Source organism: Cohnella fermenti (genome assembly GCF_004801405.1).
In the GTDB taxonomy this organism is placed as follows: Bacteria; Bacillota; Bacilli; order Paenibacillales; family Paenibacillaceae; genus Cohnella; species Cohnella fermenti.
In genome coordinates, this window is sequence record NZ_SSOB01000063.1 from 17651 (window position 1) to 43587 (window position 25937).

Here is a 25937-nt window from a genome sequence, read left to right on the forward strand (position 1 = left end):
ATCCGGATGCTATCAGAGAAGGGATATGCCCCATGAACCCATTATTACGATGGCTGCGCAAGCTGCCGCGCCTCATGAAGTACCAGTATTACAAGCTGCTCCGCGCCAAGGGCGGAGCGGCCGTCATCGCGATGGGCTTCGCCGTCGGGCTGTTCGTCGAGATGTTTAACCTGCCGACTTACGGCACGTCCTTCTTGCTTATTTTTCCCTTGAACTTCGTGCTGAGGGGAAGTCTGGCTGCGGCGCTGGTCGGCTTCGTCTTCGGGAAGATCATCTATGTGCCGATGTCCTTCCTGAACACGTATGTGGCGACCCATGTGCTGCCCAATGACTTCTCGGTGCAATTATCGTTCCTTCCCGGGTGGATCAATCGCGCGCTGCTGCTTAATCTCAAGCTGATCGTCGGCGGCGTCATCGACGGGGCTGCGCTCGCCCTCCTGCTCTACTTCCCGATTCGTTACAGCGTCAACGCCTTCAAGCGGAAGCGCAAGGAGACTCGGAAGCTGCGGCGGGCGACGGTCGGGCATTGAGAGGCGAGAAGGGAAGAAGAGAACGGAATGGATGAGGAGAAGCGGGCATTGACAGCCTGCTTTTTTTCGGATATAGTTACTTTAACGCGTAACAGCGTATAAGCGTCGAAGCGTATAAGTGCTAAAACGTGTTAATTCATTGTTAATCCATGTTAATCATTGAATCGCAATATACAGGAGGCTGCAATCATGATTGTCATCACATCCCCGCAGATTACGGAAGAGCGCATCGAAGAGATCGTGCGCCAGATTGAAGCCGGCGGCGTGCAGGCGCACGTCTCCCGCGGCACGGACCGCACGGTCATCGGCATTATCGGCAAGGCCGATCCTCATCTCGCGGAGCATATCCGCTCGATGAAGGGCGTGGAGAACGTCATCAAGATCTCCAAGTCCTACAAGCTGGCAAGCCGCGACTTCCACCCGGACGACACGATCATCGAAGTCAAGGGCGTGAAGATCGGCGGAGACAACCTCGTCGTTATGGGCGGACCTTGCGCGGTGGAGACGCCGGAGCAGATCGACGAGATCGCTCGCCTGGTCAAGGCAGCCGGCGGCCAGGTGCTTCGCGGCGGCGCGTTCAAGCCGCGGACGGGCCCGTACAGCTTCCAGGGGATCGGCATCGAAGGCTTGAAGTGGATGAAGGAAGCGGGCGACAAGTACGGCCTCATCACCATTACGGAAGTTATGGCGCCGGAGTTCGTCGACGTCTGTGCGGAATACGCGGACATCATGCAGGTCGGCACCCGCAACATGCAGAACTTCGATCTGCTTCGCAAGCTCGGCACGATCAAGAATCCGGTGCTCCTGAAGCGGGGCTTCAGCGCCACGTACGACGAATGGCTTAATGCGGCGGAATACATTCTGGCCGGCGGCAACCCGAACGTCATGCTGTGCGAACGCGGCATCCGCACGTTCGAGACGTACACCCGCAACACGTTCGACCTGACCGCGATTCCGGTTATCCAGCAACTGTCCCACTTGCCGGTCATCGCCGACCCGAGCCATGCGACCGGCCGTCGCGAGCTCGTCGAGACGATGACGAAGGCTTCCGTCGCCGCGGGAGCGAACGGTCTCATCATCGAGATGCACACGGACCCGGACAACTCGGCGACAGGCGACGGCGTGCAATCGCTGTTCCCGGATCAATTCGCGAACCTGCTGAAGGAGCTTGAAGCGCTGGCTCCGCTGCTCGGCAAGAAGTTCGACACGGCGAAGGAGCCGGCCGAAGCGTTCGCGACCTGGAAGGTGTAAGCGAATCGAATCGGCATCAGGCTTCGAATATAAGCACACAAGGCTGCCCCCGGCGATCCGATGGATCGACGGCGGGCGGTTTTTTTTGACATAGCGCGCCTAGCCAAGCTAGGCACAACTAGCCGGTGGAAGTCCGGTCGAGGTAAGAGCCAAGTCGCTACGCAGCTGACGGGCAACTGGTGGAGAGATCCTAAGGTTGAAGCCCCGTGACAAAGCAACAACTGCGGGAAAACGGCAGGAGTGCGAGCAAATCTGGAAGTGGAGATGAACAGGGAGAAGTCCAAACTCGTCAGCCTGTGGGACGGTAAAGAAAGAAGGATTCGATTTTCTGGGGATGCATCACCGGAAAATACCGAAGAAGCAGAACATCGGAAAGCCGGATGAGGGAAAACCTCAATTCCGGATTGATGCAGGGGGATCTGAACAGTAAAAAGGATCTATAAGTTTTGGGGTAGCCCGTTTGGAATCGTGCGGGAGGGGGAACCGGACAAGCCGGACATCTCGCCGGATAGGAGGAATTGATGAATTTATGTGAAAAATCACATTCGAGCGTCGCGATAACGGGCAGGTTGGACGATTCTATGTGAAAAATAGCCTATATAGAGAAAATTCCGGCTCCCGTTGCCGCATGTATGCTAAAAATCACATAAAACGCCGAGATTGCGGCTCATTCAAACCGATGAATGTGAAAAACCGCATAAAATCGCAAAAGCCGGCGGATCAGAGGGCAAATACCGACGGGTCAGCGGGCAAATACCGACGGGTCAGCGGGTAAAAGGCGGCGGATCAGAGGACAAAAGCCTGCGGGCCGGAGGTGCGAGCAGCGTTGCGGGGAACGGTCAGGGCGCGATGTCTCGACCGTTATCCTTATGCGAAAAACCGCCATGACAACCCGAACGGTTGTCCCCCCTACCATACGGACTCACGGAGCGGGAGAGGAGCGCCGCGCACAACGCACAGAGATCAGCTTGCCATGCATGCATCCGGTACGCGGCAACTCCTTTCCCTCCGCGCCTTCTCCCCTCTGGCGGCATTAGGTCTCCTCTCCCGCTCGTTCAGGATCCACCTCTCCCGCTCGTTCAGGATGGGAATGAGGGGGATCACCCGGCTGCGGTCGGGGTGCGGCGATGGTCCAAGAGGTTCCTGAGCCGCGGGGAGAAGAAACATAAGCGTGCAGAAGGGGGATAGCGCCCCTGTTTTCACCATAATATGGTAATTGTCTTGCGAGGGGGCGGTGAGCAGGAGAGAAGGACGCGGTTAGGCGTTTTTCTTGTATGTGTCAGATAATGAATGTGAAAATTCACATTGGTGCAGCCCGATAACAGCCGGTTTGGGCGAACCTATGTGAAAAATCATATTCATCGAGGAATTTTCGGCTCGAGTCGCCGCATATATGCTAAAAACCGCATAAAACGTCGCGATTCCCGCCCAACCAAGCCGACGAATGTGAAAATCCATATAAAATCGCGCTGGAGGGGGAGGATGCGGGAGAGGTTGCATAAGCGATTGGGAGGGAGGAGCAAGCCGTCCCGCAAGAAGTGTGATGGGAGCGCGCGGGAAGGGTTCATGGATCGGCCGGACACGGAGTAAGCTTAGGGTAGCGGCCAGAAGGAACGGCGCGGAAGGAGCGGGTGTCTATGCCGAATATGCCGGATATGTCGGATATGCCGGATATGCTGGAGCTGGGAGTGCTGGATCAGTCCGTGATCGGACCGGGGGAGAGTGCGACGACGGCCTTGTGGCAGACGGTCGAGCTTGCCCGGAGAACGGAGAAGCTCGGCTACAGCCGATTCTGGGTATCGGAGCATCACGATTCCGGGAGCTTGGCCGGCTCTTCGCCGGAGGTGCTGCTGGCGGCGATCGGCGCGCATACGTCCCGCATCCGAATCGGATCGGGAGGCGTGCTGCTGCCGCATTACAGTCCATATAAGGTAGCGGAGAACTTCCGCGTCCTCGAAGCACTGTTCCCGGGGCGAGTCGATCTCGGGATCGGCCGGGCGCCGGGAGGCTTCCCGTTGTCATCTCTTGCTCTGCGCGGTCCGGCAGCCCCTGTGCAGGATGACGGAATGCCGGATAAGCTGCGGGAGCTCGGGGCATACTTGGAGACCGGACAGGCGCTTCCGGCCGAGCATCCCTTGCACGGCCTGATTGCCTCCCCGCGCGTGGCGTCGGCCCCGGAGATCTGGCTTCTCGGGTCGAGCGATGTCAGTGCGGCGCTGGCTTCGCGCCTCGGCGCGCGCTTCTCGTTCGCGCACTTCATCAACGGCGAGGGCGGGCAGCGGGCGGTCGCGCAATATGCGGCGAGCTTCCGGCCGGGGATGCTGGGGACGAGGGCGCAGGCGAGCATATGCGTCTTCGTCGTGTGCGCGGAGACGGACGAACGGGCGGAACGGGAAGCGAAGGCGGCGGACTTGCGGCTGCTGTATCAGGAGAAGGGGGAGCGGCATCGGCCTTATCCAAGTGTGGAGGAAGCGGAGGCTTACCCTTATACGGAATGGGAGCGGGCGAGAACGGCGATCAATCGAAGGCGGATGGTTGTCGGAGGTCCGGAGCGGGTGCGCGATTCGTTGCAGGAGCTTGCGGACAGCTACCGGGCAAGCGAGCTGCTCGTTGTGTGCCCGATCGCGGACTTCCGGGCGAGGGTGCGCTGCTACGAGCTTCTGGCGGCTCTGTTCCTGCGGCGAAGCTTCGGTTGACGGCCTCACTCGGCAGGGCAAGGGGGCATCAAGGAAAAACCGAAAGACGAAAATAAGTCGAAAATGGGGATTACGATTGGCTTTGGCTATAACGTTCGTGTTTGGGTTGGTCATGTAAGCCTTTTCTTTGCCGCGACAAACCTGACATGAGATGGCGAAAAATCGCGCCAATACAAGGCTTCCCGCAGCTATCGGCCGTCGTTAACGGCTAAAAACCCATGCGGAGAGAAAGTGTGAGAATAGCTTACACTTCCACAAAAAATACCTGACATAACTATTGACGCTCCATATATCGAGAATTATAATAACTTCAGTGAGTTGGGGGAAAGTTGAACGTTCTTCATGATTGAGACTCTTAATGTTCGGGAATGGGGAGGAAATTCGAAATGTCCGTACAAAAAGTATTGGAACTGATCAAGGAAAAAAACATCGAGTTCGTAGATTTCCGTTTCGTTGACTTGGCTGGCCGCGCCCACCATATCACGTTGCCTGCAACTGAGGTGGATGCTGATACGTTCGTTAACGGCGTAGCATTCGACGGTTCCTCGATCGCGGGCTTCCGCGGCATCGAAGAATCCGACATGGTCATGATGCCGGACACGGAATCCGTCTACGTGGATCCGTTCACCGCGCATTCGACCTTGATCGTTATGAGCAATATCCATACTCCGGACGGTGCTCGTTATGAGCGCGACCCTCGTTCGATCGCCCACAAGGCGGAAGAATTCCTGCAAGCCTCCGGCGTAGGTACGACTGCGTTCTTCGCTCCGGAATCCGAATTCTTCATCTTCGACGACGTTCGTTACGAGACGACGATGAACTCCTCTTCCTTCTTCGTAGATTCCGAAGAAGCTGCTTGGAACACCAACCGCAAGGAAGAAGGCGGCAACCTGGCGTTCAAGGTAGGCGTCAAGGGCGGTTATGTTCCGGTAGCCCCGGTTGACTCCCAACAAGACATCCGCAGCGAGATGGTTCGCCTGATGCAGGAATCCGGACTTCGCGTTGAGCGTCATCACCACGAAGTGGCAACGGCCGGCCAAGCGGAGATCAACTTCCGCTTCGATACGCTGACGAAGACGGCTGACAACCTGCTGAAGTACAAGTACATCGTGCATAACGTCGCTCGCCAATACGGCAAAGTAGCTACGTTCATGCCGAAGCCGATGTTCGGCGACAACGGCAGCGGCATGCACGTTCACCAATCCATCTTCAACGGCGGCGACCCGCTGTTCTATGAAGAAGGCGCTTATGCGAACCTGAGCCAACTGGCTCTGAACTATATCGGGGGCATCCTGTACCACGCTCCTGCCCTGATCGCGATCACGAACCCGTCCACGAACTCGTTCAAGCGTCTGGTTCCCGGCTACGAAGCTCCGGTCAACCTCGTGTACTCCAAGGGCAACCGTTCCGCAGCCGTTCGTATCCCGGTTGCTGCGGTTACTCCGAAGGGCTGCCGCATCGAGTTCCGTACTCCGGACTCCACGGCTAACCCGTACCTGGCGTTCGCTGCCATGCTGATGGCCGGTCTGGACGGCATCAAGCGCAAGATCGATCCTTCCGCACTCGGCTATGGCCCGTATGATAAGAACATCTACGAGCTGTCCGACGAAGAGAAGAAGGAGATCCGCAGCGTACCGGGGAACCTGGACGAAGCGCTGGACGCTCTGGAAGCCGACTACGAGTTCCTCACGGAAGGCGGCGTCTTCACGAAGGAATTCATCGACAACTACGTTTCCTTCAAGCGCGGCGAAGCGAAGGCAGTCTCGATTCGCGTCCATCCTTACGAATACGGTCTGTACTTCGATTGCTAAGATCGAAGCGCCAATAAGTTAACGGGGCTGCTCCGAGAGTCTTCACGGACTCGAGGGGCAGCCTTGTTCGTAATTGGGCGAAGCTTGTCGAGCCAAAGCCGAAGGATATTCGAATATTCCCTCGAATTTGTTCGGATATTCATTCGATCGCCATCAATTCAATCGGAATAACGGTTGCTACGTTAGCCTGGGCTTTGATATGATAAGCCTATCCTGATTTCTAACAAGGTGGGTATGAGATGACGAACCGAGCTTACAACTTCAACGCGGGGCCGGCAGCGCTGCCGCTTGAGGTTCTTCAGCAAGCGCAGGAACAATTCGTGAATTATGAGGGATCGGGCATGTCCTTGATGGAGATGTCCCACCGCGGAGCGATCTACGAAGGGGTGCATCAACAGGCGGAAGCGCTGCTTCGCGAGCTGTTCGGCATTCCGGAAGGCTACAAGGTTCTGTTCGTGCAAGGCGGAGCGAGCACCCAGTTCGCCATGGTTCCGATGAACCTGCTGCAGCCGGGCAAGGCGGCAAGCTTCGTGGCGACGGGAAGCTGGGCGACCAAGGCGATTCAGGAAGCGAAGCTGTTCGGAGAGACGGTAGTTGCGGCTTCCTCCGAAGCGGACAAGTACAACCGCATTCCTTCGCTCGCGGAGATCGCGATTCCGGATAACGCCGCTTACCTGCACGTGACCTCGAACGAGACGATTGAAGGCACCCAGTGGGCCGAATATCCGGATACGGGCTCCGTTCCGCTCGTCGCCGACATGTCCAGCGACATCCTGTGCCGTCCGCTCGACATCTCCAAGTTCGGCCTGATCTACGCGGGCGCGCAGAAGAACCTCGGCCCTTCGGGCGTCACGATCGTTATTGTGCGCGAAGACCTGATCGGAACTCCGTCGCTGACCGTTCCGACGATGCTCCGGTACAGCACCCACGCCAAGAACGATTCGCTCTACAACACGCCGCCTACATTCGCCATCTACATGACGAACCTCGTTCTGCAATGGGTGAAGGCCCAAGGCGGAGCGGCGGCCATCGAGCAGGCGAATCGCGAGAAGGCCGAGCTTCTGTATCGGACGATCGATGAGAGCGGCGACTTCTATCGCGGCTTCGCGCAGAAGGATAGCCGGTCGCTCATGAACGTTACCTTCCGTCTCGGCAGCGAGGAGTTGGAGAAGAAGTTCGCCAAGGAATCTGAAGCCGAAGGCTTCGTCGGCTTGAAGGGACATCGCAGCGTCGGCGGCCTCCGCGCTTCGATCTACAATGCCGTCCCGCTCTCCAGTGTCCGTGCGCTTGTGGACTTTATGGCGGAATTCCAACGCCGCAACGGGTAACGCTCGGCTTTGCTTCGAAGAGAAAGCGGCATTCGCCGCTTTTTTTTCTTGACGGCAAGGAGGAACGCAACGGGGATATCGCTTTATGCAACGAACGGAGGAGACCAGGTGGCTTTTCACATCGTATTGGTTGAACCGGAGATTCCCGCGAATACGGGCAATATCGCCCGGACGTGCGCGGCAACCGCAACGCATCTCCATCTCGTGCGCCCGCTGGGCTTCTCGACGAGCGACAGCCAGTTGAAGCGCGCTGGGCTCGATTATTGGCATTCGGTCCGGATCTCGTACCACGATTCGTTCGCCGAGTTGCAGGAGCAATACCCGGAGGGTCGCTTCTTCTTCGCAAGCACGAAGGTGAGCAAGCGGTATTGCGACTACGAATTCCGCGACGGCGACTTCTTCGTGTTCGGCAAGGAGACGAAGGGGCTTCCGCAGGAGCTGCTTGACGCGAATCCGGATACCGGCATGAGAATGCCGATGACCGACAAGGTTCGTTCGCTCAACCTGGCGAATTCGGCGGCTATCGTCATCTACGAAGCGCTGCGTCAGACCGGATTCCCGGGACTTGAAGGATAATTCCGGGTAATCCCTGTTTATATCCATGGATATTAGCAGAAAAATCGACTAATTTCCGCATGATTTGTCGAACATTTGTACAATTTTAAGCAAATTGACCATTGGTAGAGGATTCGTCCATCCGATAGAGAAGTGCTATATAAGGTACAACGGTTTCTATTTGGATACTACCTAGATGATCGCTACAGAAATGAGGAGGAACTGTTTTGAAACCCGCTGGCGTCGTTCGTAAAGTGGACCAACTCGGTCGTATCGTATTGCCCAAGTCTCTTCGCAAGAGATATCAAATGAATGAAGGAGATCCTGTCGAGATTCTCGTACAGGGCGACCATATCATCTTGGAGCGTTACCGTCCGCGCTGCGTGTTCTGCACGTCGATGGATAATGTCGAAGAGTTCAAGGACCGTTACGTATGCGGCACTTGCCTTGGCGAGATGCAGGGCATGCTGTAAGCGGCAAGGCAACACGGCTGTAATGGGGAAAAAAGAAACACCGCATCTTCCGCGACTTCGGCGGGGGGAGCGGTGTTTCTCTTGTGTTCGAGGGAGCCTGAGGCGCTCGTTACATTCCGGCAGTCTTGTCCTCGTTGTAAGCTGCGGTCAAGACGGCGGTCAGGAGAATCGCTAACACGAGGATAACGATCCAGAAGTTATGTGTCAGTCCCAGAAACATTTGCCACACCTCCACTAAACTTCCTTTATTATACCCAAGACAGGCCAAAAAGAAAACGCAAAATGTTGCTCCGTCCGCGCATAGACTAAGATTGTAGCCGAATGTCGCTGCCACTTGGAAGACGAGGAGGGCATGACGATGGGCGAGATGATCAACTGGATGGGCGGATGGCCGAAGGAAGGCGTCTTGTCGGCCGCGGAATGGGAGGAGCGGACGGAGCGTTGCTCGGCGCTCGGCGGCGCTTGGCGCGAACGGGACGCCGAGCGGCTTAAGGAGGTCTTGGCGCAGACCGAGCTGCTTCCGACCTTCGGGGCGGCTCCGTCGCGCATCCGTATTGCCGCAGGAGCGGATGCGGCGATCGAGTGGACGATCGGGCGCTTGCTGCAGCCGGGAGACGCGGTGCTCGTGGAGCGGCCGACCAGCCGGTTCGCGCTTCAGTCGTTCCGCCGGGCGGGTGTCGTTCCTCACGATACGCCAAGCGATGCTTCCGGGATCGAGCCGGACGCGCTGGCGGACTCGATCCGCAAGCTTCACCCGCGCCTTGTGTATGCGGCGCCGGATTGCACGGACCCCGAAGGGAGAAGATGGACCCGGGAGCGGAAGGACGCGCTTCTGCGCATCTGCGGCGAGACGGGCACCGCCGTTCTGCTGGATGAGCGCCAGGCGATCCTGTGCGAGCCGAGGGAAGCGGAGGATGCGCTTCGGCCGCTCGGAGACGGCATGGGGGCGGTCGTGATCCGAGCCGGGGAGCTGCCGCCGGGAATGGTCGCCGGCCTGCGGTGGGGATGGCTGTGCGTGGAAGGGGACGAGGGAGACGAGCGGATCAAGGAGCTCCTGCCCCGGCACTCGCCGTCATCGCAGCCGCTCCCGTTCCCGGGCGAGGGCGTCTCGCCTGCGGAACAGCTTGCGGTGCTTGGCTTGCTGGAGGAGGGCATCGAGCCGCTGGTGAATACGCTGAACTTCATCTGCCGCTCGCGCAACGGCGTGCTGATCGAGCAGCTCAAGAAGCAGCGGCTGGAAGGGCTGAGCTGGCAGGAGCCGCAGCGGGGGATGCACATGTGGCTGGGGCTCCCGGAGGGCTTGGACGGCGACGCCCTGCTTCGGGCTTCATGGCTCGGCGGCGTGCTGTTCCAGCCGGGAGGCGCGTTCTACGCCTCCAACCCGGATCGCTTCAAGCTGCGGATAACCGTCGCCCATACCGAGGATAGATGGATTCGAATCGGAGTTCAGAGGCTGGGCGAGGCGATGTCGGAATTCCTCGGGAGATGGGTGTAGAGCGGGGAGGAAGGGAATTGGGCGGAGGTAAGGCGGGATGGGCGAAGGCAGGATGGGCGAAGGCAGGGTGATGGGGCAAGGGGCTAATAGTTGTCTCCGACCGCATAGAGGATGCCGTCCTTCAGCTCGACATCGCGGCGAACAAGGCGCTCGTCCCTCACGTTCAGGCAGCCTCCATGTTCGTCGAACGTCCAGAAGTGCAGGGGGCAGAGGAACTGTTCGCCCGTCCAACGGATCTCTCCGCCTGCATGCGGGCATAGCGCAAGCAGCAGTCGGTAGCCTCCCTCTCCTTCACGGACAAGCCAATAGGGCACGCAGTCCACATTCACCTCGGTCGGGAAGCTTGTGTAGAGAGCGACCGGACCGAGCGGGAATTTAGTCATTCCCGGCACCGCCTCCCGTCTCTATAGGCTCGGCGCGGTTTGCCGCCCAGGCGAATCGTTCCGTCCAGGTGCGCGTCACTTCGGGGAATTGCGCCAGCCCCGCGCTGCCGGCCGGAGTCAGCTCGTAGACGCCGCGCTCGACGCGGCGGAACCATCCGTAATAGTTGTCGCGCAGCATCGACGCGGCGTTCGGGCAGCCGGTCAGCTCGCGCACTCGTTTAGGCGACGCAGGGCCTCCGCATTCCAGCGCGAGGGCGCATTGAATGGACCGTTCGCGGTACGCCGTGACGAGCTTGCGCTTGGAGCTGCCGCCGACGTTGTAGTCGCCGCTGCGGGCTTCGAACTCCTGCAGCAGCTTCTTCGCTCCGCGCTTCGCGCGCCCGCCTTCCTTCAGCCGGTATTCGCCGGCGGAAGCCGCTTCGGCGGCCGCGAGGCCGTCTGTGAGATGGTCCGCGAGCATCGGCATGGCGAGCGCCGGCGCTGCGGAGCCGCCGCCGCCCTGCGGCTGCCGCCAGATCTCGATCACAGGCGATTTGGTCTTGTAGAAGGTGACGGTCATGAAGCCCAGCTTCAGTCTTCCGCATAAGGAGGAGAGCTCGTGGAATCTCTGGTTGTGAGCGCCCTTCTTCGTCCGGTTCCGTTCGACGGCGAGCCATACCTCGGCTCCCGTGCGCTGCCTCTCCAAGCCCTGGAGCAGGAGCGGAAGCGTAAACGTCTTCTTCATCTCCACGATAACGAGCCGGGAATCGGCGGGGCGCACGGCGACAAGGTCGCAGCCGCGCACCTCCGCCTTCACCTCGTATCCGAGCCGCGCGAAGTGAGCCTTGATCGGAGCGTACAACTCGGTTTCGCGCTCGATGGCCAACGGCGTCCGCCTCCTTCTCCGTTTTCATTTTACCCATAGCTTGAATTATAACATGGAAGCCGCCAATCGTAAGCGCGGCGCGGATTCGAAGCTAACATGGCTGCGGGCATGGGACGGCCTATCTTGTTTTCATGGTCGGTAAGGGGCAATTTCGTCCTTCTCTTCGCATAGTTATAAGTACGTTTCTCAAGGGGAAGGGACTAGGTAGAGGAGGTAGCGGCATGGATCTATTCAGACGTCTCGCGGAGTACCGGACCGAGAGCGAGAAGCTTGCGTGGTCCGGAACTTTCAGGGATTATATCGACTTGCTGCGCCGCGATCCGGCTCCGGCGATGACCGCGCATGCCCGGGTATACGACATGATCGTGTCGCATGGCGTGGAGGAGGTCGGCGGTCACAAGCGATACAAGTTTTTCGAACGGGATATTTACGGCCTGGATCGAACGATGGAGAAGCTGGTGGAGGAGTACTTCCACTCGGCGGCCCGCCGGCTTGATGTGCGCAAGCGGATCTTGCTCCTCATGGGACCGGTAAGCGGAGGCAAGTCGACGATCGTCACGATCCTGAAGCGAGGACTCGAGCAATTCGCCCGCACCGATCGAGGAGCGGTCTACGCGATTCAAGGCTGCCCGATGCACGAGGACCCGCTGCACTTGATCCCTCACGGGCTGCGCCCCGAGTTCGAGAAGGAGCTGGGGGTTCGAATCGAAGGGAATCTGTGCCCGTCCTGCCAGATGAGGCTGCGCACCGAGTTCGACGACGACGCGGAGAAGGTTCCGGTTGTGCGTGTCCTGCTCTCCGAGGAGGACCGGGTCGGCATCGGCACGTTCAGCCCCTCCGATCCGAAGTCGCAGGATATCGCCGACCTGACGGGGAGCATCGACTTCTCGACGATTACGGAATACGGCTCCGAGTCCGATCCGAGAGCGTACCGGTTCGACGGCGAGCTGAACAAGGCGAATCGGGGGCTTATGGAATTCCAGGAGATGCTGAAGTGCGACGAGAAGTTCCTCTGGAACTTGCTCTCCTTGACGCAGGAAGGCAACTTCAAGGCCGGCCGGTTCGCGCTTATCTCCGCCGACGAGCTGATCATCGCCCACACGAACGAATCCGAGTACAAGGCGTTCATCTCCAACAAGAAGAATGAGGCGCTGCAATCGCGGATGATCGTCATGCCGGTTCCTTATAACTTGAAGGTGACGGACGAGGAGAAAATCTATTCCAAGCTGATCGGCCAATCCGACATGAGCCACGTCCATATCGCTCCGCATGCCCTTCGTTCCGCCGCTATTTTCTCCATCCTCACCCGTCTGAGAGACTCCAAGAAGCAAGGCATGGATCTCGTCAAGAAGATGCGGCTGTACGACGGGGAAGAGGTGGAGGGCTTCAAGGAAGCCGATCTGAAGGAGCTGCAGAACGAGCACACGGACGAAGGGATGTCGGGCATCGACCCCCGTTATGTCATCAATCGCATCTCCAGCGCCTTGATCAAGCACGATCTGCCGTGCATCAATGCCCTCGACGTGCTCCGCGCGCTTAAGGACGGCCTCGACCAGCATCCTTCGATCACGAAGGAGGAGCGGGAGAAGTACTTAAACTTCATCTCCGTGGCCCGGAAGGAGTACGACGGCCTGGCCAAGAAGGAGGTTCAGAAGGCGTTCGTCTACTCGTTCGAGGAGTCGGCGCGCACGCTGTTCGAGAACTACCTGGACAACATAGAGGCCTACTGCAACTGGTCGAAAATGAAAGATCCGCTCACGGGGGAGGAGATGGACCCGGACGAGAGGCTGATGCGCTCCATCGAGGAGCAGATCGGCGTCTCCGAGAATGCGAAGAAGGCGTTCCGCGAGGAGATTCTGATCCGCATCTCGGCCTATTCCCGCAAGGGCAAGAAGTTCGACTACAGCACGCACGAGCGGCTGCGCGAGGCGATCGAGAAGAAGCTGTTCACCGACCTGAAGGACATCGTGAAGATCACGACCTCGACGAAGACGCCGGACGAGAGTCAGCTCAAGAGGATCAACGAGGTGACGAAGCGGCTGATCGACGAGCACGGCTACTGCCCGGTATGCGCCAACGAGCTGATGCGGTATGTGGGGAGCTTGCTGAATCGGTGAGCAGGGAATGGCCCTCGTGCCGGGAAAAAAATAAAGTTCGCCCTGACGCTGTGTCGGGGCGAACTTGTTATTGGGCGCAAGGAGTGGCGAGATGACGGTTGGACGGAGGGTTAGGTGTGGCGGCCGGCTTGGAGCAGCTCGACTTCTTCCGATAAACGGGCTCCATTATGGCTGCGACTTGAAGGAACGTCAACATGAATTCGCGTCTGCGAATTTTCTTCGGGAGAAAGAAGGGGCGTTATATGAGTCCGCGCAAAGATACGATAGCCACGACGGATCGACTCGGCGCTCGCAATTATCACCCTCTGCCGATCGTCATCGCCAGGGCGGAAGGGGCATGGGTGGAAGATCCGGACGGCCAGCGATACCTGGATATGCTCAGCGGCTATTCGGCGCTTAACCAGGGGCATCGGCATCCGCGCATTATTCAAGCGCTCAAGGAGCAGGCGGACAAGGTGACCTTGACTTCGCGAGCCTTCTACAACGAACCGTTCGCAGAGCTGCTGAAGCGAATCGTCCGATACACCGGCAAAAACATGATGCTCCCAATGAACACCGGAGCGGAAGCGGTCGAGACGGCGGTGAAGACGGCCCGGCGGTGGGGATATCGGAACAAAGGGATTCCGGACGGGAAGGCGGAGGTTGTTGTCTGCGAAGGGAACTTCCACGGACGAACGCTGCTTGCTACCTCCTTCTCGTCGGAGCCTGCTTACCGAGAACAGTTCGGCCCGTTCGTTCCCGGCATTCGGCTTGTGCCGTTCGGCAATCTGCAGGCGTTGGAGCGGGCCATTACGCCGAATACGGCTGCGGTGCTGCTCGAGCCCATTCAGGGAGAAGCCGGCATTGTCATACCGTCGGACGGTTATCTGCGCGGTGTGTCCGAGCTGTGCAAGCGCGAACGAGTGCTGCTGATGGCCGACGAGATCCAGACGGGATTCGGGCGCACGGGCAAGCGATTCGCCTGCGATTGGGAAGGCGTCGTCCCCGACGTCTACATTCTGGGCAAGGCGCTCGGAGGAGGAGTGCTTCCGGTATCGGCGGTTGTTGCCGACAGGGAGATTCTCGGCGTGTTCGAGCCCGGCTCCCACGGCTCGACATTCGGAGGCAACCCGCTGGCCAGCGCGGTAGCCGTCGCCGCGATCAAGGTAATTGAGGAGGAGCGGCTGGCCGAGCGTTCGCTCTCCTTGGGGGAGCGGTTCCTGGGGAGCCTGCGCAGTCTCTCGCATCCGGACATCAAGGAAGTCCGTGGCAGGGGGCTGCTCGTCGGCGTGGAGCTGTCGTGCCCGGCGCGGCCGTATTGCGAGATGCTGAAGCAGATCGGCTTGCTCTGCAAGGAGACGCACGAGCGGGTTATCCGTCTCGCACCGCCTCTTGTCGTAGCCGAAGCGGATCTGAACTGGGCTGTCGAACGAATTCGGGACGTGTTCGCTTAACCGGGCAATAGGATCAATGCTGCGTTGACACTATGCAACTTGGAAGGGGCGGGCGGCTTGGGCGGCCTGGACTCCTTGCTTTGTGGGCGACCGCTTTTTATGCTAAAAACCACACACAATCGCCCCTTGCCCCCTCCTCACGGCCATTTTATGCTAAAAACCACATACAATCGCTTCCCCACTGCCTCCGACGACCATTTTTATACTAAAAACCATATTCATTCCGAAAAAAGCGGCCTTTAGCGTCGATTGAATATGAAAAACCGCATAGAATGAACGGGACCGCAGCCTCTCGACGTGATCGGGAGAGTGCGGTTTATTCGTATTTTCTCGGAGAGGCCCTCCTTCTTCCTTGAACGTATACTTTTTTATCCTAGGTCTGAAGTCGTATTTTGTTGAAAAATGGTATGAGCTGTTACATAATTGTATATTAAAGGGATGAAAATGGTGAAAATGAAACGCGATCGAAAGAAATAAAGATATGAAAAGTGTAGCTTCATTGGTAAAATGGTACTATAAATAGTGAGGTGCGGGGGATCGTATGGCGTTCATCATGTTTATTGCTTCCTCAATGCTTGAGTATGTTTCCTTCTTTATTTTTATCATGGTTCTATTCCGCTTCTCGATTAAAGAGAATATTTTAAAATTTATTCTGGGAGCTTTAATACTGGCATTTGTGTCGAATACGCTTCAGACGGAATCCTTGCAGGATATATCGCCTCTTGTAAATGTTTTAATTTTATTTTTCCTTACGACAATTATACTGAAAGTAAGGCTCTTTCATTCCTTTATTATGGTAGTCATTGGATATGTTGTCCAAGCTCTAGTCCAATTCATATTGATTGCCATTCTAGTTTATTACAAGGTTTTCGAAGAATTCATTACCTACACGGAATCGGGCTACACTCTGCAGATATTGACTTTCACTTCGGTATGTCTTATCTCTGCCTTTATCTATCTAAGCAAAGGCGGATTTAGCTACATCGAGTCTAGTAGTCGTTTTTACAAGGATTCTATAAAAGGTAATAAGCTTTTTCTTATATTTTTGGTGGTGGGAATTCTCATTATTTTCGTGGCTAATCTTCTTTATATTGCTTCAAACGCTCCCGATCAGTTGTTAGAAACGATTATCAGCGTGTCGATTTTCTTCGTGGTTGTACTTCTAATTCTTATTTACTTTTCCATCAGGAAGGAACGATAAGATGATTGAGAAGCTAGCTCTTTCTATTGCGACATCCATTAAAAATGTGGATAAAGATCAGACGCCCAGCATCGAGGTCATGAAATTCTCGCTGATTACTATTTTGCACACATTATTCACGATGATTGTCATTACGGTTATCGGTTTTATATTTGGGGAGCCATGGATCACTTTTTACGGGTTGCTGTACTTTATGTTTCTGAGATTCTTCTCGGGGGGATATCATCTTCATTCCTCGAATCTCTGTACATTGCTTTCAATAACCCTTATGTGCTCTGCTCCTTTTATTCCTATCACAAAAGAAATGATTATTTATGGAAATTGTGTTAATTTAATTATGGTAGCGATTTTTGCGCCGTCGAATATTAAAGGTTTTGCTCAGATTCCGGAGAAATACTTTCCCATCCTTAAGTTGGTGTCGATTGTAATTGTAGGAGCTAACTTCCTGATTCAGGACCCTGCACTTACGATTGTTGCCATATTTCAGTCCATTTTGCTGTTATTTAAAAATGGAAAGGAGGTCAAACCTTCATGAAGAAACAATTGGCCCTTGGTCTGGCTAAGGCACTTGGTGTATTTGCAGTCGTATTCGTCAGCACAGCATGCTTCTTTGTCGTACATCGTCCTGAAATCCCTGCTGAACTGAAACGCGCATAAGAAGTGGGGGGAGCATGATGTCTATCTTTCACCTACTGGATGCCAACGGCACTCCGGTCGAAGTGAATGTCGACGAAGTGCTCGCGATTCGTCCGACTTCCAACGGCCCAGAATTTCACACAAAGCAAGGGGTATTTTATTATCCTACGACGCTTGAGGAATTTCAGGCTTTGCTAGGTGAGACAGGCTTTGAGCGTTTGGATCGGGGCAACTTGGTCAACATGGCTCACGCTAAGTCGTTCGACAAGAAATCGCGGAAAGTGTACTTCGAAGACCCGTGGACTTCTGGCAGCTTCTTCGCAACGGTATCCGAAGCCAACACCCATAAGGTGATGCACCTGGTGCAAGAGGACAAGTCCTCGTATCAGACGTCGCCGAAGGGATTGTTCTGGTCCAGGAACCGAACATAAATTTACGGATGTCCCGCAAGGAAGTTGGAAGATGTGTACTTATTATGGAACGAGCCCTCCACGGCCTGACGCCGAGAGGGCTCGTTCCATTTCTGTGACTGGTATGTATGTCGCTGATTGCGTGCAAGAAGCAGCGGCTGTTTGGGCTGGCCGGCCGCGTGGGCGCCGGGGGGCCAACCCGAATGGCCCCGGCGCTTGTCGCGTCTGTCGCTGCTCAGCCGTTCACGATGGTTCCGCCGTTGACGTGGATGACTTGCCCGCTGACGTAGGAGGAGTCCTCGCTGGCGAGGTACACGTAGGCGGGGGCCAGCTCGTCCGGCTGACCGGCGCGCTTCATCGGAGAGTCGGAGCCGAACTTCGCCACCTCCGTCGCGTTGAATGTCGACGGGATGAGCGGCGTCCAGATGGGGCCCGGCGCGACGGCGTTGACGCGGATGCCTTGTCCGACAACGCTGAGCGACAGCGACCGCGTGAAGGAGACGATGGCTCCCTTGGTTGCGGAATAATCGAGCAGAATCGGATTGCCCTTGTAGGCGGTGATCGAGGCGGTGTTGATGATCGTCGCCCCGGCGGCAAGGTGCGGAAGCGCGGCTTGGGTCAGGTAGAACATGCCGAAAACATTCGTAGCGAACGTACGTTGAAGCTGCTCCGGCGAGATTTTGTCCAGCGAGTCGACGGGATGCTGTTCGGCGGCATTGTTCACGACGGTGTCCAGGCGGGCGAACGTCCCGATTGTTCGCGCGACCGCGTCCTTGCAGAAGGCGGGATCGCCGATGTCGCCGGAGAGAAGCAGGCACTCCCGGCCCTCCTGCACGATCTGGCGCTGCGTCTCCTTGGCGTCCGTATATTCGTTCAGGTACACGATCGAGACGTTCGCGCCCTCCTTGGCGAAGGCGATCGCGACGGCGCGGCCGATGCCGCTGTCGCCGCCTGTGATGACGGCGACCTTGCCGGTTAATTTGCCGGCCGGCCGATAGATCGGCGACTCCGCTTCCGGGGGCGGGAGCATGTCGCTCTCGATCCCCGGTTGATGGTCCTGATGCTGCGGCGGGAAGTGGTCCGGGCGGCTTGGAGACGCTCCGCCGCCGGAGGTGTTCGAATCGGCTATCCACATGGAAGAATCCACTCCTTTCCTTAGGAGTAGATTACGACCAATCGCCGATTTTTAAACATTTTTGCGTGTTGTCTTCTTGCCGTCGCAACTGAAGAGCACCGGCTTGCCTTCCACGGTCGTCTCCAGATGCACCGGCTTCCCCCAGAGCTGCACGACGAACGGTATCGTGCGTTCGATGTACTTCAGATCCAGCTCCGCGCCCTCGAACCGATGGGACAGATACAGCTCGCCATTGCGCTGATAATCGCCGTCGGTCACGACGAGGTACGGGAAGCCGCCGTTCACCCGCGAATAGACAAGTTGATCCCGCACCGCTTCCCACGCTTTGTCCGTGATCGTCCACTCCGGCCCCTTTTTCTCGAAAATATACAGATCCAGCTCATCCGTCAGTTCCTTGGTCAAGTAATTGCGCAGGAAGGACGGGTCCGAATCGAGCTCGCGCACCTCAAAAATCTTCTCGCGGCCCCAACGCTTCTCGATGTCTTCGAAGATCTTGACGCCCAGATAGTAGGGGTTCAGGGAGCTGCGCGAGGGCTGGACGACGGCGGAGTTGAGCTTCGCGTATTCGATCGTCTCCTCGCTCGTCAGGTGAAGCTCGCGGATGATCCGCTGGTGCCAGAAGGTCGCCCAGCCTTCGTTCATGATCTTCGTCTCGATCTGCGGCCAGAAGTAGAGCATCTCCTCGCGCAGCATGGACATGATGTCGCGCTGCCAATCGGTCATGTGCGGCGAATATTCCTGGACGAACCAGATGAGGTCCTTCTCCGGCTCGGGAGGGAAGCGGCGGGGCTCGGCGGCTGTGTTCGCAGGGCTCAGGGAGGACTCTTCGAGCGACCACAGGTCGTCGTACGGAGTCGGGTTCGCCGTCTTGCCCCTTCGCTCCAGCTCGGCGCGCCGCTGCATCTCCATATACCGTCTCTTGTCCAGCCCCTGCGGCCGAACGATGCCGGGATCGACGTGCTCCTGGATCGCCATGACGGCATCGAGGAACTTCTCCACCTCGTCGCTCCCGTATTCGATCTCGTATTGCCGGATTCGCTCGGCGGTTGCGGACATGCTCTCGACCATGTTGCGGTTCGAGGCGGAGAAGCGGGCGTTGTTCTTGAAGAAGTCGCAATGGGCGAGCACGTGGGCGACGATCAGCTTGTTCTGAACGAGCGAGTTGCCGTCGAGCAGGAAGGCGTAGCAAGGGTTGGAGTTGATGACGAGTTCGTAGATCTTGCTCAGGCCGAGGTCGTATTGCATCTTCATTCTATTGAATGTTTTGCCGAAGCTCCAATGGCTGTAGCGGGTCGGCATTCCGTAGGCACCGAACGTGTAGATGATATCCGACGGACAGATCTCGTACCTCATCGGGTAGAAATCAAGCCCGAAGCCCTGGGCGATCTCGGTAATCTCTCCAATTGCCGCTTCCAGTTCTCGGTGCTCGTCTTGCTGCGACATGTACATGGCCGTTCCCCCTCGCTAAATGGCAATAGGTCCACCACGATATGTATATGCGGGAAGCGGGCGGGACGTGACTGGGGACGAGCGGGGGGCGCGGTTGCGAATCGACTTGGCTGGCGGGAGTGGGAGGGGGAGGCTGACGATGGCCGGTTCGGATTTTATGTGAAAATTCACATTGGCGCAGCTCGGGGGACGGTAGATTGGAGGATTATATGTGAAAAAGCGCATTCGTGGAGAAATTTCCGGCTCGCGGTCCCCTATAGATGTGAAAAACCACATAAAACGCCGCGATTGCCTCCAATTCAAGCCAACGAATGTGAAAAATCACATAAAATCGCAAAAGTCATCAGGCAAAGGGGCAGAGTATCTTAATGGAGCGGCACAGATCGCATCGTATCGCATCGCATCGTATCGCATGAGCCGCCCACACGTTTACCTTCCACAAACCAATTTATACCAACACATCCCGCCCCTATCGAGGGGGAATTCCCACATTATGGTTATGACAAGGGGCTATCCCCCCTTCTGGACGCTTATGCTTCTTCTCCCCGCGACTCAGGAACCTTCCCCTTACCGATCATGGCCTTCGGCATCAAGTTGGCTTGTTCCGTACAGGATGGCAAGCTGACTCTGTGCGTTGTTCGCTGTGCTCCTCTCTCCATACAAATTGTAATGATCTCTCCCCGAAACTTTTATTTTGTTATAACCAATGGATAACAAACTGTCGAATCAGCGTTAACAGTCGGCATCTATACTCTCTTATTGTGAGCGTTCGCGTACTTTAAGAGAGAGAGGATGTGCCTTCCCTTGAGAAAAAGCCATACCCCATTAGCCAAACTCGTTGTCGGATCGATGGCCGTGCTCGTTGCGGTCCCTTGGGCCGGCCAATTGCCGCTCGTTCAAACGTCCCACGCTTCGGCGGCGGGAACGATCGAGAACGGAATTCTGATGCTCGAGAACTTCGAAGCCGGTTCCGCAGGCGTCGTTCGATTAAATCCGAAGCGCGTTGTGTCGGCCTCCGCGTCCATCGAGACCGATCCCCAGCACGTCCGCAACGGAACCTACTCGCTGAGAATCGATTACGACATGATCGACGTCGTCGACAATCCTTCCCAGTTGGAGCTGTATCCGGCGTCCGGCAACATCGCCATCGCGGGCAAGCCGATCAAGGTCGGCATGTGGGTATACGGCAACAACGACGGTCACCTGCTGACGACGAAGTTCCGCGACAGCGGCGGCTCCTCGTTCACGCCCGAATATTATGAAGACGAGACGATCGGTGTGAACTGGACAGGCTGGAAGTACATCGAAGTAGAAGTTCCGCAGAACAAGATTGAAGGCAGCAGTCTCGAATTGCTTTTCCAATTGAAGCAATCGGATATGGCCAAGAAGAACAAAGGCTCGATCTGGATCGACGACGTGCAGCTCATCTACGAGGATACGGGAGCGGATCACGAGGTTCCGGCCATCGAGGCCGTCTCTCCTGCGCCGAACGATGTCGTGCCGAGCGATGTGACCTCCTTCGAGGTGCGAATCCGGGACGTGCAGTCCGGTACGGATACGGTATCCGGAATCGATCCGGCTTCGATTCGACTGATCGCGGACGGACAAGACCTGACCTCCCATGCGACCTACTCCGAAGAGACCGAGCTGCTGAGCCTGCCGTCCGAATTCGTGACGAGCGGTTATCACGAGGTCGTCGTTAACGCCAAGGACCGCGCGGGCAACCCGGCCCGGCTCGGCTACTCCTTCACGGAAGCGGCCGGAGAGCGCCTAACCATGTCGGCCCCGGCGGAAGCGGTGAGCAACGAGCTTTACGAAGTGACGGTATCGCTGGCAGGAGATCGCACGAGCGCTTCTTCCCAGGTGACTCTGCAATACGACCCGAGCACGTTGACGGTCGAACAGATCGTTCCGAAGAACGGGACAAGCATCTCTTCCCGGACGGATGCGGCGGGACAATTGCAATTCGGCATCGACGGCATCGCGTCCTCCGGCGAACTCGCCACGGTTCAATTCCGGGTAAGCTCCGACGCCGTGCTCGCCCGCGGGGAGAGCTTCAAGCAGGTGAAGATGACCGCGGGGACGCTCGCTTCCGAAGCCGGAAGCATCTCTTCGCTGGCCGTGCCGGTCCATTACACAATCGCTTTCCCGTATCTTATGGACATCGAGGGCGTCGGCTTGAAGACGACCACGACGTTTAAGGTAACGACGCACGATGGCGTCCCTGCGGCCGGAGCCGATGTTTACCTGAGAGGGCTGCTCGGAGAGATGGCCGTTGCGACGATTACAGCCGATACGCCCGTCTACGAGGACGACGACACGTCCGAACCCGTTCTGACGACGCTTCATGCCGGAGATCGCATCTATTCCGCTCCGGAATCCGATGACGGCTGGTACGAGGTGCTTCTCGCCGACGGCGCGACGACGGGCTACATCGAAGAAGCGAACGTCGATGCGGCATCGCTTATCCCCTTGAACCGGTCGCTCGGTCAGACGGACGAGAACGGGATTCTCAAGACGGATCTGACGACTCTTGCGCTCGGAACGTACAAGGCCCAGGCCGTCGTCGGCAGCAAGAACAGCGCGGCCGTCAGCTTCGAAGTCGTCGAGCCTTACGGCAACGAGTATCCGGAGTACGTTCAGACGTACATCACCGAAGATTTGTCTTCCCAGATGAGCATCGGCTGGATGACCAGCCCGCATGTGAGCAGCAATTACGTCCAGTATGTCAAAGCGGAAGACTGGGGCTCGGACGAGGCGGCTCCGGACGAATCGAAGGTGACGACGACCCGGGCGCAGGGCGAGAACCAGGTGCTGAGCGAACTGGAGAACGGTACGAAGGGCGAGATTCGTTTCCATACGGCGCTGATCGGCGGGCTTGACGAATCGACCGCTTACAAGTACCGCGTCGGCGATGCCGGGGCATGGAGCGAGTGGTACGACTATTCGACGACCGACGCTTCGCTGGAGACGCCCGTATCCTTCGTGTTCGTGACCGACTCCCACGTGAAGGCCGACAACGGGATGGAGACTTATCAAGCCCTGATCGACAACGCTTTGGCCAATTACCCGGATACGCAATTTCTCATGCATGGTGGAGACGCGGTGGATGCCGGCGGCGCATTCGCGGAGTGGAAACGGTTCTGGCAGGCGACGTCCAGCTACTCGAATTTCCTTCCGTCGGCGACGACTCTCGGCAACCACGACGTCAAGGCGGAGGGCAAGGAGGTCTATGCCAAGGGAGCGATCCTGCCGGACAACGGCCCGGCCGCGTACAAGGAATACGCCTACTCCTACGACCTGGACGACACGCACTTCGTCGTGCTGAATTCCGAAGGAACGACGGAGCAGATGGCCATGCAGGCGCAGTGGCTGGAGCAGGATCTGAATTCGAACGACAAGAAGTGGACGATCGCCATGTTCCACCGTCCCGTGTACCACACGGAAGCCGGGCGCGGGGATCTGGCCGAAGATGTGAAAATTTATTTCTCAAGCATTCTGGAGAACCACAACGTCGATCTGGTTCTCGTCGGACACGACCACGTGTATGCGAGGACGTACCGGATGGCCGGCGGAGTGCCGTCTTCCGACGGCAAGGGATCGATCTACCTGGATGGCGGCTCGTCCGGCTGGAAGTTCTACGACGGCGAGAAGTACAGTTATCTGGAGTTCATGTACGATGACGACGTGCCTGTCTATTCTCACGTCACCGTATCGGACAGCGAGATCAAGGTTGACGCGCGGACGCTGGAGGGAGAATTGATCGATACGTTCTCCATTGCCAAGCAAGAGACGTCCGGCGGCAGCAACGGCGGGAATAACGGCGGCAACAATGGCAGCGACAACGGCAGCAACGGCGGCGACAACAGCGGCAACAGCGATTCGTCCGGCACGACCGAGCCTGCCGATACGGTTCACGAATTGACGGCCAAGGAGCTGGAAGCCGCGGGCGCGAACGGGGAACTGACGCTGGCCGTCTCCGGCCAAGTCAATCAGTTGAAGATCGGCGCCGACGTGCTGAAGCAATTGCAGAGCGGCGGTTCGATCGCGACGCTTGTCGTCAAGGCGGACGGCTTGCCTGCAATTCGGATCGCGGCCGGTCAACTGACCGCGCCTGCCGACGGGTCCGATCTCGTTCTCGGGTGGAAGACGGAGGACTTCGGCAATTCCTCCGCCTTAAGCTCCCTCGCCTCGGGCCCGAACGCCCAGGCGACAAGCCGCCTGGCCTTTAACGTCAGCTCGAACGTCGGCGGGATCGTCTATGCGCTCGATTGGTCCGGCCTTGCGCTCACGCCGTATACTCACCTGTACCGCGTGACGGAATCCGGCAAGCCGGAGCTTGTCTCCTTCAGCATCGTCAACCAGAAGCAGCAGGCGCAGCTTGTTCCGAACGCGACCTATGTTGCGGTCGAAGTCCAATCCGGCTACGCGGATCTGTCCGCTTCCCATTGGAGCTATTCGTATCTCCAGATGCTGTCCGGCATCGGGGTGATCCAAGGGACGGGAGACAACAAGGTAAGCGCGGAGAAGCAAGTCACGCGGGCGGAATTCACCGCGATGCTGGCCAGGGCTCTCGGCCTTAACGCATTAAGCTCCTCCGGCTTCGCGGACGTGGTCTCCAATGCTTGGTACGCCGACTCGGTCAGCGCCGCGGCGGCGGCCGGTATCGTGCTCGGGGATCGCGACGGGCGCTTCCAGCCGAATGCGGAGATCTCGCGGCAAGAGATGGCCGTCATGCTCCTGCGCGCTCTGGAGTACCGGGGCGCAGCGGCGGCCGGAAGCGGCTCCGGCAGCGCAGGCGGTTCCGACGGTTCCGGCTTCGGCGACGAAGCCGCCATCGCGGCTTGGGCGCGGGATGCGGCCCGGCAATTGAAGCAGCTCGGCCTGATGGAAGGCAACGAGGCGGGAGACTTCAGCCCGCTGGCTTCGGCAACACGCGCAGAGACCGCCAAGGTCGTTGCGATGCTGCTTTGCCAATGACGGGTTAATCGCCGGCAAACCAAATAAAGACGACAGGCTTCTCCGATCCGGGGAGGCCTGTCGTCTATTCGGCAGATCGGAGCCTCCCGGGGTTTTTTATGCGAGAAACCACATTCACACAGCTCGATAACGGGCAGTTTGCCCGATGATATGCGAAAAATCACATTCATGGAGGAATTTCCGGCTCGAGACGCTGGATGTATGCTAAAAACCGCATAAAACGCCCCGATCCATCCGGAATCCGGGTCAACGAATGTGAAAAAACGCATAAAATCGCATGGCTCTTCGGATGAGGAGGATCAAGAGGGCGATCGCATGGACGAGGAGGGGGAGAATGTGCCGTACCGCCGCCTGATTCCGTATGCGAGCCTTGCCGAGGAGAGCGGTATTCCGAATAGGACCGTCAGGGCGAATTCCCCCGGCGGTCCTTCTTCTGCGTCATGCGCCGATTACTGGGGACGAATGCGAACGACGCCGATGTCCGAGGCGTTGATGGAGATCGCGTTGCCGCCTTGGTTGATCGAAGCGCTGGCGGATTGGCCGACCTTGACGTTGGTGCGGGGATCGCTCCACTTCTGCGTGCGGGCAGACTTCTTCTTCAAGACGAATCACCTCCTCTCGTCGATGAGGAGGGGGCCGGACGGCTGGGGCGATGTCGGATCAGCGTCGGATCAGCGTCGGATCAGCGTCTGCGGCTCGCTGTTCTCTCGATTTTGATGTTCAGGGCATTGCTCGCCAGAGCGTTGCCGGAATCGGAGCTGGCCGACGCCGACTGGTAGATGTGGATGACGATGTAGCGGTTCTTGCCTACTTGATGACGGAACGTCTTGACTCTTGTCCGGTTCATGGAACTCCTCCTCGCGGAATTCGTCTGCAGAATTCGTCTTGCCTACAGATTATGCGGGGGCTGGCCGAGCCGAAGCGGCGAGTATACGGGGCGATTCCGAACCGGCGGGGAAAATGGCGATACCGCCCAGAGGCGCGCAACAAAAGGAGGCGGCGAGGCAAACGGCGGGCGCGAGGCAACGAGGAGAGGCAATGGGGAAGCGGGCGGCGAATAGGATAGCCCAGCGGTGCAATGTCAAGTAGGTGAAACTGTGAAATTGGAAAAAAGTCAGGACGAAACGCCATCGGTGCCGAAAAAAGCGAACACCAAGCGAGACCCACCATGTTGTCGAAATTTTCAGAC

At 57.6% G+C, this 25937-nt stretch carries 20 protein-coding genes; 14 read left to right on the plus strand and 6 right to left on the minus strand.

Annotated features, from left to right (window positions below):
* Positions 1 to 32 precede the first annotated feature (32 nt).
* The 8 genes from E6C55_RS30685 (at position 33) to E6C55_RS30720 (ending at position 10139) form a co-directional block, all read left to right on the plus strand.
* On the plus strand, positions 33 to 530 hold the full coding sequence (locus E6C55_RS30685; RefSeq protein WP_230986930.1) for a DUF2062 domain-containing protein: 498 nt from the start codon (positions 33 to 35) through the stop codon (positions 528 to 530).
* Between the two features lie 189 nt (positions 531 to 719).
* Positions 720 to 1781 (plus strand): 3-deoxy-7-phosphoheptulonate synthase, encoded by a 1062-nt coding sequence (gene aroF / locus E6C55_RS30690; RefSeq protein WP_136373657.1) that lies wholly within the window; start codon positions 720 to 722, stop codon positions 1779 to 1781.
* A 1637-nt stretch (positions 1782 to 3418) separates the two neighbouring features.
* Complete coding sequence (locus E6C55_RS30695; RefSeq protein ID WP_230986931.1) at positions 3419 to 4477, plus strand: LLM class flavin-dependent oxidoreductase; 1059 nt, start codon at positions 3419 to 3421, stop codon at positions 4475 to 4477.
* Between the two features lie 386 nt (positions 4478 to 4863).
* The gene (gene glnA, locus E6C55_RS30700; protein WP_136373658.1) at positions 4864 to 6288 is read left to right on the plus strand and encodes a type I glutamate--ammonia ligase; all 1425 of its coding nucleotides are present in this window, start codon (positions 4864 to 4866) and stop codon (positions 6286 to 6288) included.
* Positions 6289 to 6527: 239 nt separating this feature from the next.
* On the plus strand, positions 6528 to 7616 hold the full coding sequence (gene serC, locus E6C55_RS30705; protein ID WP_136373659.1) for a 3-phosphoserine/phosphohydroxythreonine transaminase: 1089 nt from the start codon (positions 6528 to 6530) through the stop codon (positions 7614 to 7616).
* A 108-nt stretch (positions 7617 to 7724) separates the two neighbouring features.
* A complete protein-coding gene (trmL, locus tag E6C55_RS30710; RefSeq protein ID WP_136373660.1) occupies positions 7725 to 8192 on the plus strand; it encodes a tRNA (uridine(34)/cytosine(34)/5-carboxymethylaminomethyluridine(34)-2'-O)-methyltransferase TrmL in 468 nt (155 codons plus the stop codon).
* 206 nt (positions 8193 to 8398) lie between these two features.
* On the plus strand, positions 8399 to 8644 hold the full coding sequence (locus E6C55_RS30715) for an AbrB/MazE/SpoVT family DNA-binding domain-containing protein (RefSeq protein WP_136373661.1): 246 nt from the start codon (positions 8399 to 8401) through the stop codon (positions 8642 to 8644).
* A 358-nt stretch (positions 8645 to 9002) separates the two neighbouring features.
* Positions 9003 to 10139: an aminotransferase class I/II-fold pyridoxal phosphate-dependent enzyme gene (locus E6C55_RS30720; RefSeq protein WP_168735966.1), complete on the plus strand. Its 1137-nt coding sequence runs from the start codon at positions 9003 to 9005 to the stop codon at positions 10137 to 10139.
* Between the two features lie 83 nt (positions 10140 to 10222).
* On the opposite strand, the gene E6C55_RS30725 is transcribed toward E6C55_RS30720, so the two are convergent.
* Positions 10223 to 10522, minus strand: coding sequence for a Rieske 2Fe-2S domain-containing protein (locus E6C55_RS30725; RefSeq protein ID WP_136373663.1), 300 nt, complete (start codon positions 10520 to 10522; stop codon positions 10223 to 10225).
* Entirely contained in the window at positions 10515 to 11387 is an 873-nt protein-coding gene (locus tag E6C55_RS30730; RefSeq protein WP_136373664.1) for a DUF2161 family putative PD-(D/E)XK-type phosphodiesterase, read from the minus strand. The genes E6C55_RS30725 and E6C55_RS30730 overlap by 8 nt, the downstream gene beginning before the upstream one ends.
* A 221-nt stretch (positions 11388 to 11608) precedes the next feature.
* Here E6C55_RS30730 and E6C55_RS30735 point away from each other — a divergent pair, with 221 nt between their 5' ends.
* The 5 genes from E6C55_RS30735 (at position 11609) to E6C55_RS30755 (ending at position 17205) form a co-directional block, all read left to right on the plus strand.
* Positions 11609 to 13504 (plus strand): PrkA family serine protein kinase, encoded by a 1896-nt coding sequence (locus E6C55_RS30735; protein ID WP_136373665.1) that lies wholly within the window; start codon positions 11609 to 11611, stop codon positions 13502 to 13504.
* Positions 13505 to 13746: 242 nt separating this feature from the next.
* Positions 13747 to 14937, plus strand: coding sequence for an ornithine--oxo-acid transaminase (locus E6C55_RS30740; protein ID WP_136373666.1), 1191 nt, complete (start codon positions 13747 to 13749; stop codon positions 14935 to 14937).
* A gap of 1202 nt (positions 14938 to 16139) precedes the next feature.
* Positions 16140 to 16673, plus strand: a complete 534-nt coding sequence (locus tag E6C55_RS30745) for an accessory gene regulator ArgB-like protein (protein WP_136373667.1) — start codon at positions 16140 to 16142, stop codon at positions 16671 to 16673.
* Entirely contained in the window at positions 16670 to 16795 is a 126-nt protein-coding gene (locus tag E6C55_RS30750) for a cyclic lactone autoinducer peptide (RefSeq protein ID WP_136373668.1), read from the plus strand. The genes E6C55_RS30745 and E6C55_RS30750 overlap by 4 nt, the downstream gene beginning before the upstream one ends.
* A 14-nt stretch (positions 16796 to 16809) precedes the next feature.
* Complete coding sequence (locus E6C55_RS30755) at positions 16810 to 17205, plus strand: LytTR family transcriptional regulator DNA-binding domain-containing protein (protein ID WP_136373669.1); 396 nt, start codon at positions 16810 to 16812, stop codon at positions 17203 to 17205.
* A gap of 214 nt (positions 17206 to 17419) precedes the next feature.
* On the opposite strand, the gene E6C55_RS30760 is transcribed toward E6C55_RS30755, so the two are convergent.
* Together E6C55_RS30760 and E6C55_RS30765 are read right to left on the minus strand one after the other, a co-directional pair.
* Positions 17420 to 18319, minus strand: a complete 900-nt coding sequence (locus E6C55_RS30760; RefSeq protein WP_136373670.1) for an SDR family oxidoreductase — start codon at positions 18317 to 18319, stop codon at positions 17420 to 17422.
* Positions 18320 to 18370: 51 nt separating this feature from the next.
* Entirely contained in the window at positions 18371 to 19768 is a 1398-nt protein-coding gene (locus E6C55_RS30765) for a SpoVR family protein (RefSeq protein WP_330999677.1), read from the minus strand.
* An 804-nt stretch (positions 19769 to 20572) separates the two neighbouring features.
* Here E6C55_RS30765 and E6C55_RS30770 point away from each other — a divergent pair.
* Positions 20573 to 24748: an S-layer homology domain-containing protein gene (locus tag E6C55_RS30770; RefSeq protein ID WP_168735967.1), complete on the plus strand. Its 4176-nt coding sequence runs from the start codon at positions 20573 to 20575 to the stop codon at positions 24746 to 24748.
* A 449-nt stretch (positions 24749 to 25197) separates the two neighbouring features.
* Here the strand turns inward: E6C55_RS30770 and E6C55_RS33990 are convergent, their stop codons facing one another.
* Both E6C55_RS33990 and E6C55_RS33995 read right to left on the minus strand, forming a co-directional pair.
* On the minus strand, positions 25198 to 25350 hold the full coding sequence (locus tag E6C55_RS33990) for a hypothetical protein (protein WP_168735968.1): 153 nt from the start codon (positions 25348 to 25350) through the stop codon (positions 25198 to 25200).
* A gap of 80 nt (positions 25351 to 25430) precedes the next feature.
* Positions 25431 to 25595, minus strand: a complete 165-nt coding sequence (locus E6C55_RS33995; RefSeq protein ID WP_168735969.1) for a hypothetical protein — start codon at positions 25593 to 25595, stop codon at positions 25431 to 25433.
* Positions 25596 to 25937: the final 342 nt, after the last annotated feature.

Bases quoted from the DNA above. Each gene is read 5' to 3' on its own strand.
- E6C55_RS30685 (WP_230986930.1), top strand. From the start codon at position 33: ATGAACCCATTATTACGATGGCTGCGCAAGCTGCCGCGCCTCATGAAG.
- aroF (WP_136373657.1), top strand. From the start codon at position 720: ATGATTGTCATCACATCCCCGCAGATTACGGAAGAGCGCATCGAAGAG.
- E6C55_RS30695 (WP_230986931.1), top strand. From the start codon at position 3,419: ATGCCGAATATGCCGGATATGTCGGATATGCCGGATATGCTGGAGCTG.
- glnA (WP_136373658.1), top strand. From the start codon at position 4,864: ATGTCCGTACAAAAAGTATTGGAACTGATCAAGGAAAAAAACATCGAG.
- serC (WP_136373659.1), top strand. From the start codon at position 6,528: ATGACGAACCGAGCTTACAACTTCAACGCGGGGCCGGCAGCGCTGCCG.
- E6C55_RS30720 (WP_168735966.1), top strand. From the start codon at position 9,003: ATGGGCGAGATGATCAACTGGATGGGCGGATGGCCGAAGGAAGGCGTC.
- E6C55_RS30725 (WP_136373663.1), bottom strand. From the start codon at position 10,522: ATGACTAAATTCCCGCTCGGTCCGGTCGCTCTCTACACAAGCTTCCCG.
- E6C55_RS30735 (WP_136373665.1), top strand. From the start codon at position 11,609: ATGGATCTATTCAGACGTCTCGCGGAGTACCGGACCGAGAGCGAGAAG.
- E6C55_RS30740 (WP_136373666.1), top strand. From the start codon at position 13,747: ATGAGTCCGCGCAAAGATACGATAGCCACGACGGATCGACTCGGCGCT.
- E6C55_RS30745 (WP_136373667.1), top strand. From the start codon at position 16,140: ATGATTGAGAAGCTAGCTCTTTCTATTGCGACATCCATTAAAAATGTG.
- E6C55_RS30750 (WP_136373668.1), top strand. From the start codon at position 16,670: ATGAAGAAACAATTGGCCCTTGGTCTGGCTAAGGCACTTGGTGTATTT.
- E6C55_RS30755 (WP_136373669.1), top strand. From the start codon at position 16,810: ATGATGTCTATCTTTCACCTACTGGATGCCAACGGCACTCCGGTCGAA.
- E6C55_RS30760 (WP_136373670.1), bottom strand. From the start codon at position 18,319: ATGTGGATAGCCGATTCGAACACCTCCGGCGGCGGAGCGTCTCCAAGC.
- E6C55_RS30765 (WP_330999677.1), bottom strand. From the start codon at position 19,768: ATGTACATGTCGCAGCAAGACGAGCACCGAGAACTGGAAGCGGCAATT.
- E6C55_RS33995 (WP_168735969.1), bottom strand. From the start codon at position 25,595: ATGAACCGGACAAGAGTCAAGACGTTCCGTCATCAAGTAGGCAAGAAC.